This window comes from Nocardioides agariphilus, from assembly GCF_015352445.1.
Classification (GTDB): domain Bacteria; phylum Actinomycetota; class Actinomycetes; order Propionibacteriales; family Nocardioidaceae; genus Nocardioides; species Nocardioides agariphilus.
Genome location: NZ_JADKPO010000044.1, coordinates 20,096 through 27,570 on the forward strand (window position 1 = coordinate 20,096; position 7,475 = coordinate 27,570).

Sequence of the window (7,475 nt, forward strand, 5' to 3'; positions counted from 1 at the left end):
GGGCACGGGGGAGGTATGCCATGAAGATCTCGCGCGTGGAGGCGGCGCTGAGCGCCGGCCTCCTCTCTGCTGTGCTGGGTGGGTCGCTCGCTGTCGTCGCGCCCGCGTCCGCGTCCCCTGCCGCCATGTCCGCGACGTCCTCGTCGGTGTCCGCGACGCCTCGACTGGTGGACGTGCGGGCCAGCCACCGTGCCGGGTTCGACCGGGTCGTCTTCGAGTTCCAGGGCGGGATGCCCGCCGAGGTGCGGGCGCGCTTCGTCGGCAGGCTGATCGCCGACGGCTCGGGGCGTGAGGTGCGCATCGCGGGCCGGGCCGTGCTCGAGGTCGCGTTCGACGGGACAGAGACCACCGGTGCCACCACAGCTGCCCGGCGTCGTGCCTTCCCGCTGCCCAATGTCATGACGGCGGTTCACTCCGGCCGCTTCGAGGGTGTGACGACCTACGGCGTCGGCTTGGCCAAGCAGACCTCGTTCGTGGTCCGTAAGCAGCCTGCGCGGAGCCGGGTCGTCGTCGACATCCGGGCCGCGTTCCCGACCGTCCTTCGCGACGTCTACTTCTTCGACGTGGACGCGTTCATCGCCAACCAGGAGCCGTTCTTCGTGGCACGCAAGCGACCGGTCCCGAGCAGGACGCCCGCAGTGGGCGTGATGGACCGCCTGTTCGCGGGCCCGCTGCCGAGCGAGCAGGCCGACAACATCCGGTTGCTGCGCTCCCACGCCCGCGACTTCGCCAACCTCCGCATCGGCAACAAGATCGCCCGGGTGCGGCTCGTCGGAGCGTGCAGCAGCGACGGGTCGACCGCCACCATCGCGGGCGAGATCACGCCGACCCTGCGCCAGTTCGCCAGCGTCGACTGGGTGAAGATCTACGACCCGTCGGGGCACACCGCGGATCCCACCGGTCCGAGCGACTCGATCCCCGACTGCCTCAACCCGTAGCCGACCGCGGCCCGTCGCTACTCCGCGGCGGCTCGGCGCAGACTCTCCGACAGCCGCTCGGCGGCGGCCAGGACGGCAGGAGCGTGCATGCGGCCGGGCTGACGCGACAAACGCTCCAGCGGACCAGACACCGACACCGCGGCGATCACCTTGCCACCGGGGGACTTGACCGGGGCGGACACCGACGCGACGCCCTGCTCGCGCTCGCCGACCGACTGCGCCCAGCCGCGACGGCGGATGCCGGACAGCGCGGCAGCGGAGAACGCGGCGTTCTGGAGGCCGCGGTGCATGCGCTCGGGGTCCTCCCAGGCCAGCAGGATCTGGGCGGCGGACCCGGCCCGCATGGTCAGCTGGGAACCCACCGGGATCGTGTCGCGCAAGCCCGAGGGACGCTCGGCCGCAGCCACGCAGACGCGGTAGTCGCCCTGGCGACGCCACAGCTGTGAGGACTCGCCGGTGATGTCGCGCAACCGCGCGAGCACCGGGCCCGCCGTGGCCAGCAGGCGATCCTCGCCGGCGGCGGCAGAGAGCTCCGAGAGGCGTGGGCCGAGTACGAACCGGCCTTGCATGTCCCGCGCGACCAGACGATGGTGTTCGAGGGCCACGGCCAGGCGGTGCGCCGTGGGCCGGGCGAGGCCGGTGGCGGTGACCAGGCCGGCCAAGGTGGCTGGGCCGGCCTCGAGGGCCGTCAGCACCAAGGCGGCCTTGTCGAGCACGCCGACGCCGCTTGTGTTGTCCATATGGCAATACTGCCGTCTCAGAGTGTGGATGACAAGCCTATGCTGGGGCAGGGCAGCAAGACCGGAAAAAACGAGCGCAAGGGAGCACTCATGGGCAAGACCTTGGCCGAAAAGGTCTGGGACGAGCACGTTGTCCGCAGCGCCGACGGCGAACCCGACCTGCTCTACATCGACCTCCACCTGATCCACGAGGTCACCTCCCCGCAGGCCTTCGACGGCCTGCGACTCGCGGGCCGTGGCGTGCGCCGCCCCGAACTCACCCTCGCCACCGAGGACCACAACGTTCCGACTCTCGACTGGGACAAGCCGATCGCCGACCCGGTGAGCCGGACCCAGGTCGAGACCCTGCGCCGCAATGCCGAGGAGTTCGGCATCCGCCTCCACTCGCTGGGCGACATCGACCAGGGCATCGTGCACATCATCGGTCCACAGCTCGGCCTCACGCAGCCGGGCCTCACGATCGTCTGCGGCGACTCGCACACCAGCACCCACGGGGCCTTCGGTGCTCTGGCCTTCGGCATCGGCACCAGCGAGGTTGAGCACGTCCTGGCCACGCAGACGCTGCCGCAGGCGCGGCCGAAGACTATGGCCGTCACCGTCAACGGCGTGCTGCCCGACGGTGTGACAGCCAAGGACCTGGTGCTCACGCTCATCGCGCACACGGGCACCGGCGGCGGTCAGGGGTACGTCGTCGAGTACCGCGGTCCGGCCATCGAGGCGCTCTCGATGGAGGCGCGGATGACCGTGTGCAACATGAGCATCGAGTGGGGGGCGAAGGCGGGTCTCATCGCCCCCGACCAGACGACCTTCGACTACCTCGAGGGTCGCAAGGAGGCCCCCAAGGGTGAGGAGTGGGAGGCCGCGGTCGCCTACTGGAAGACATTGGTCACCGACGACGACGCCGAGTTCGACGAGGAGATCGTGCTCGACGCGAGCACCATGACGCCGTTCGTCACCTGGGGCACCAACCCCGGGCAGGGCGTGCCGCTCGGGGCCAGCGTCCCCGCACCCGGCGACTTCGAGGACGCCACCGACCAGATCGCTGCCCAGAAGGCGCTCGAGTACATGGGCCTCGACGCCGGCACGCCGATGCGCGCCATCAAGGTCGACACGGTCTTCGTGGGCTCGTGCACCAACGGGCGGATCGAGGACCTCCGCACCGCAGCCTCGATCATCAAGGGCCGACGCGTCGCAGCAGACACCCGCCTGCTCGTCGTACCCGGCTCTGCGCGCGTGCGGCTGCAAGCGGAGGACGAGGGCCTCGACGTGATCTTCAAGGAGGCCGGCGCCGAGTGGCGCGGAGCCGGCTGCTCGATGTGCCTGGGCATGAACCCCGACCAGCTCGCGCCCGGCGAGCGCAGCGCCTCGACCTCCAACCGCAACTTCGAAGGACGCCAGGGCAAGGGTGGCCGCACCCACCTGGTGTCGGTGCCCGTCGCGACAGCGACGGCGATCCGCGGAACCCTCTCCTCTCCTGCAGACCTCGACACAGATGGGGAGAGCTGACGTGGACGCCTTCTCGACGCACACCGGCATCGGTGTCCCGCTGCGACGCAACAACGTCGACACCGACCAGATCATCCCGGCCGTCTACCTCAAGCGCGTAACGCGCGACGGGTTCGCGGACGGTCTGTTCGCTGCGTGGCGCAACGATCCGTCGTTCGTGCTCAACCGCAAGCCGTACGACGCCGGGTCGGTGCTCGTCGCCGGTCCCGACTTCGGCACCGGATCGTCGCGTGAGCACGCCGTGTGGGCGTTGCAGAACTACGGCTTCAGGGTCGTGGTGTCACCGAGGTTCGGGGACATCTTCCGCGGCAACTCCGGCAAGGCAGGACTGCTCGCCGCGCAGGTCGACGAGAAGGTCGTGCAACGGTTGTGGGACCTGCTGGAGTCCCAGCCGGGCACCACTGTCTCGGTCGATCTCGAGAGCCGCACCATCAAGGCCGGCGAGGGAGTCGACGCGATCGAGGACTCCTTCGACATCGACGACTACACGCGTTGGCGGCTGCTCGAAGGCCTCGACGACATCGGCATCACGTTGTCCCACGAGGCCGACATCGAGAGCTACGAAGCCCGTCGGTCGAGCTTCAAGCCAGCGACGCTCTGACCCGGTTTCGGCCCCAAAACCCCAAAACCCCAAGTTTTGAGCGTGAATCTCCCAAATTTCGGGGCGAAACACCGGCGTGGAGATTGTCCATCCGCGCGCTAATACCTAGCGTGCGTTGGAGAAAGTCGAGCAACTGCTCGGCCCGCTGATCATCTGGAAGGGAAGCAAGTGAACAAGTCTCAGCTCATCGACGCGCTCGCCGCGCGTTACGAGGGGAACCGGAAGGCCGCGCAGCAGGCGCTGGAGCACGTTCTGGACACCATCACGCGCGAGGTCGCCCGGGGCGAGAAGGTCGCGATCACGGGCTTCGGCTCGTTCGAGAAGCGCGTGCGCGAGGCCCGCTGGGTGCGCAACCCGCAGACAGGTGCGCGCATCAAGGCCAAGAAGACCGCAGTGCCGAAGTTCACCGCGGGCGCCGACCTGAAGAACATCGTCTCGGGTGCCAAGAAGCTGCCGAAGCTGACCGTCACCAAGGCTGCGGCTCCGGCGAAGAAGGCGGCTCCGGTCAAGGCCGCTGCTCCCGCCAAGAAGTCGGCGACCAAGGCCGCTCCTGCCAAGGCTGCTGCGAAGAAGGCTGCTCCGGCCAAGAAGGCAGCCCCCGCCAAGAAGGCCGCCGCCAAGAAGACGGCGCCGGCCAAGAAGGCAGCTCCCGCCAAGAAGACCGTTGCCGCCAAGGCGCCGGCCAAGAAGGCAGCTCCCGCCAAGAAGGCGGCCGCCAAGAAGGCTCCCGCCAAGAAGGCACCGGCCAAGAAGGCCGCCAAGAAGTCCTGACGCACCACTCTGAGCGAGGGCGGGTCGCCGGTCGGCGGCCCGCCCTCGGCCATGTCTCGCGTAGGTCTCGCGCAAGTCCGCCAGGGGTCAGAGCCGCTCGACTACCCCCGACGTATAGGCGCCGAGTCCCAGCCCGATCGCGGTGCGCAGGTCCGCGGCGTCATCGACGTCGTGGCGCAGCCCGGCGAGGCTGCCCTCGATCGACCAGGCTCCCGCATCGGCATGACGTGCCGCCGAAAGCCTGCCGAACTGCGGTGCGAACTCCTCGGGCGGCGCGGTGTAGAGCGTCGAGCCGTCGCCCTTCGCATCGGCGACGAAGCGTGGCCATCCAGTTCGCTGTGCCAGTGCCGCATCGAGGTCATCGGCCAGCAGGCACGGGAGATCCGCGCACAGAGCGACCGGGACGAGCTGGGGCCATCGCCGTCCGGTCTCCATCGCCGCCAACGACAAGCTGGCGTTGAGGTCACCTGACACACCGTCGGGGATGGCCGTGCAGCCGAGCTCTCCGAGTCGGCTCGCGAAGGCAGCGTCGTCGGTGACGACCAACACCTGGGCAATGGATCGCGCAGCCAGGCAAGCGCTCACCGTGTCGAGGGCGAAGGCAGCTGCGAGCTCGTCTCGGGGGAGGTCGCCCAAACGGGTCTTGCCGCGACCCGGCGGCTTCACCGGAACCAGCGCGACGTACGTGGCATCTGTGGGGGTGGACATCGTCTCGATCCTTGCAGGGCCCGGGGTGGACACCGAGTAGCCTTCGCGCGTGACTGTGCGCGACCTCCAGCAACCACGCGGCTGGGCGTTCAACCTCGCTGTCCCCGTGGTGAAGCCGTTCTTGCTGGCGACCACGAAACGGACCTGGGACGGCGGCGAGCACATCCCCGCCACCGGCGGCTGCATCGTGGTGTTCAACCACATCTCCCACGTCGACCCGCTGACAGCCGCGCACTTCCTCTACGACCACGGCCGGATCCCGCGCTACCTGGCGAAGTCGGGCTTGTTCAAGAACAAGGCGCTCGGGTTCTTCCTGCGCGGCGCAGGGCAGATCCCGGTGGAGCGGTTGAGCCGCAACGCCAAGGGTGCCTACGACGCGGCGGTCGCGGCAGTGCGCGCCGGCGAGTGCGTCGTCGTCTATCCCGAGGGGACGCTGACCAGGGACCCGGACCTGTGGCCCATGACGGGCAAGTCGGGAGCCGCCCGCATCGCGCTGGAGACGGGCTGTCCTGTGATCCCGGTCGGCCAGTGGGGCGCACACGAGCTGTTGCCGCCGTACTCCAAGTCGCCGAAGCTGTTTCCCCGCAAGCACGTCCAGATGCTCGCGGGGCCGCCCGTACCCCTCGAGGACCTGGTCGCGCTGCCGCGTACGCAGCAGGTGATCAACACCGCCACCGAGCGGATCATGGCGGCGATCACCGAGCTGGTCGAGGAGGTGCGCGGCGGGGAGGCTCCTGCCCAGAGGTTCGACCCGCGCAAGGCCGGGGTGAAGCTGACCGGCGACCCACGCAAGAAGGAGAAGTCGTGACCTCCCACCACCAGTCCGAGCCCAAGGTGGCCGTCTTCGGTGCGGGCTCGTGGGGCACGGCGTTCTCGATCGTCCTGGCCGATGCCGGCAACCGTGTCTCGATGTGGGGGCGGCGCGAAGAGCTCTGCGCTGCGATCAACGAGTCTCGCCAGAACCCCGACTACCTGCCCGGCATCGAGCTGCCCGAGCAGATCACAGCCACCCACGATCCGGAGGAGGCGGCTGCCGGCGCCGACATCGTGGTGCTCGCCGTGCCGTCACAGACGCTGCGGTCCAACCTCGAAGACTGGGCCACGGTCCTGGCGCCCGACGCCGTGCTGGTGTCGCTGATGAAGGGCGTCGAGCTCGGCACCCTGATGAGGATGAGCGAGGTGATCGCCGAGATCACCGGTGCAGGGCCCGATCGCATCGCCGTGGTCAGCGGCCCCAACCTCTCCAAGGAGATTGCGATGCGCGAGCCGGCCGCCTCGGTCGTCGCCTGTGCCGACGAGTCGGTCGCGCAACTGGTGCAGGACCGCATCCACGGCTCGATGTTCCGTCCCTACACCTCCGTCGACGTGGTGGGTTGCGAGATCGGCGGGGCCTACAAGAACGTCGTCGGCATCGCGGTGGGCATGGCGGTCGGACTGGGGTTCGGCGACAACACCACCGCCTCGCTCATCACGCGGGGCCTGGCCGAGACGGCCCGCGTGGCCAAGGCCTTCGACGCCAACCCGATGACGCTGATGGGACTGGCCGGGCTCGGCGACCTCGTGGCGACCTGTTCCTCACCGCTGTCGCGCAACCGCTCGTTCGGCGAGAAGCTCGGCAAGGGGATGACCACCGAGGAGATCTACGCCTCGACCCGCCAGGTCGCCGAGGGTGCGAAGTCGTGCGCCTCCTTGCACGCGTTGGCCCAGCGCGAGGGCGTGTACGTGCCCATCGCCGAGGCGGTCGACGCCGTCGTTGCCGGCAAGATGACCGCCGCCGACACCATGGAGTCCTTCATCGCCAGGGACACCAAGGCCGAGACCGACTGATCGCGTCCGAGCTCGCGAGGGAGCGAGGAGCGTGTCGAGACCCGCTGACATCGCCCCTGGTTTCGAGACGGGCGCTAGCGCGCCCTCCTCAACCAGCAGGCTCGGCTGTTGGTCGAGGAGGTTGCGCAGCAACCGTCTCGAGACCCGCTGAGAGGACGGCAGGCATGGCACCTGGTTTCGAGACGGGCGCTAGCGCGCCCTCCTCAACCGGCAGGCTCGGGGGTTGGTCGAGGAGGTTGCGCAGCAACCGTCTCGAGACCCGCTGAGAGGGCCGCAGGCATGGCGCCTGGTTTCGAGACGGGCGCTAGCGCGCCCTCCTCAACCGGCAGGCTCGGGGGTTGGTCGAGGAGGTTGCGCAGCAACCGTCTCGAGACCCGCTGAGAG

The 7,475-nt window shown here is 69.2% G+C and carries 8 protein-coding genes; 6 read left to right on the top strand and 2 right to left on the bottom strand.

The window, feature by feature from the left end; genetic code table 11:
- Window positions 1-20 precede the first annotated feature (20 nt).
- A complete protein-coding gene (locus tag ISU10_RS21165) occupies window positions 21-938 on the top strand; it encodes an AMIN-like domain-containing (lipo)protein (protein WP_194698437.1) in 918 nt (305 codons plus the stop codon).
- Between the two features lie 17 nt (window positions 939-955).
- Here ISU10_RS21165 and ISU10_RS21170 read toward each other — a convergent pair whose 3' ends face one another.
- Window positions 956-1,678 (bottom strand): IclR family transcriptional regulator, encoded by a 723-nt coding sequence (locus tag ISU10_RS21170; protein WP_194698438.1) that lies wholly within the window; start codon window positions 1,676-1,678, stop codon window positions 956-958.
- A gap of 90 nt (window positions 1,679-1,768) precedes the next feature.
- Here ISU10_RS21170 and leuC point away from each other — a divergent pair, with 90 nt between their 5' ends.
- The 3 genes from leuC to ISU10_RS21185 all read left to right on the top strand — a co-directional run bounded on the left by leuC (window position 1,769) and on the right by ISU10_RS21185 (window position 4,556).
- On the top strand, window positions 1,769-3,184 hold the full coding sequence (gene leuC / locus ISU10_RS21175) for a 3-isopropylmalate dehydratase large subunit (RefSeq protein WP_194698439.1): 1,416 nt from the start codon (window positions 1,769-1,771) through the stop codon (window positions 3,182-3,184).
- Between the two features lies 1 nt (window position 3,185).
- Window positions 3,186-3,785: a 3-isopropylmalate dehydratase small subunit gene (gene leuD / locus ISU10_RS21180; RefSeq protein ID WP_194698440.1), complete on the top strand. Its 600-nt coding sequence runs from the start codon at window positions 3,186-3,188 to the stop codon at window positions 3,783-3,785.
- Window positions 3,786-3,953: 168 nt separating this feature from the next.
- On the top strand, window positions 3,954-4,556 hold the full coding sequence (locus ISU10_RS21185; RefSeq protein WP_194698441.1) for an HU family DNA-binding protein: 603 nt from the start codon (window positions 3,954-3,956) through the stop codon (window positions 4,554-4,556).
- 87 nt (window positions 4,557-4,643) lie between these two features.
- Here the strand turns inward: ISU10_RS21185 and ISU10_RS21190 are convergent, their stop codons facing one another.
- A complete protein-coding gene (locus tag ISU10_RS21190; protein WP_194698442.1) occupies window positions 4,644-5,264 on the bottom strand; it encodes a CofC family guanylyltransferase in 621 nt (206 codons plus the stop codon).
- Window positions 5,265-5,313: 49 nt separating this feature from the next.
- Between ISU10_RS21190 and ISU10_RS21195 the strand changes: the two genes are divergently transcribed.
- Window positions 5,314-6,072 carry a lysophospholipid acyltransferase family protein gene (locus ISU10_RS21195; protein ID WP_194698443.1) on the top strand — a complete coding sequence of 253 codons (759 nt, stop codon included), beginning with the start codon at window positions 5,314-5,316 and terminating at the stop codon, window positions 6,070-6,072.
- A complete protein-coding gene (locus ISU10_RS21200) occupies window positions 6,069-7,091 on the top strand; it encodes an NAD(P)H-dependent glycerol-3-phosphate dehydrogenase (RefSeq protein ID WP_194698444.1) in 1,023 nt (340 codons plus the stop codon). The genes ISU10_RS21195 and ISU10_RS21200 overlap by 4 nt, the downstream gene beginning before the upstream one ends.
- The last annotated feature ends 384 nt before the right edge of the window (window positions 7,092-7,475 follow it).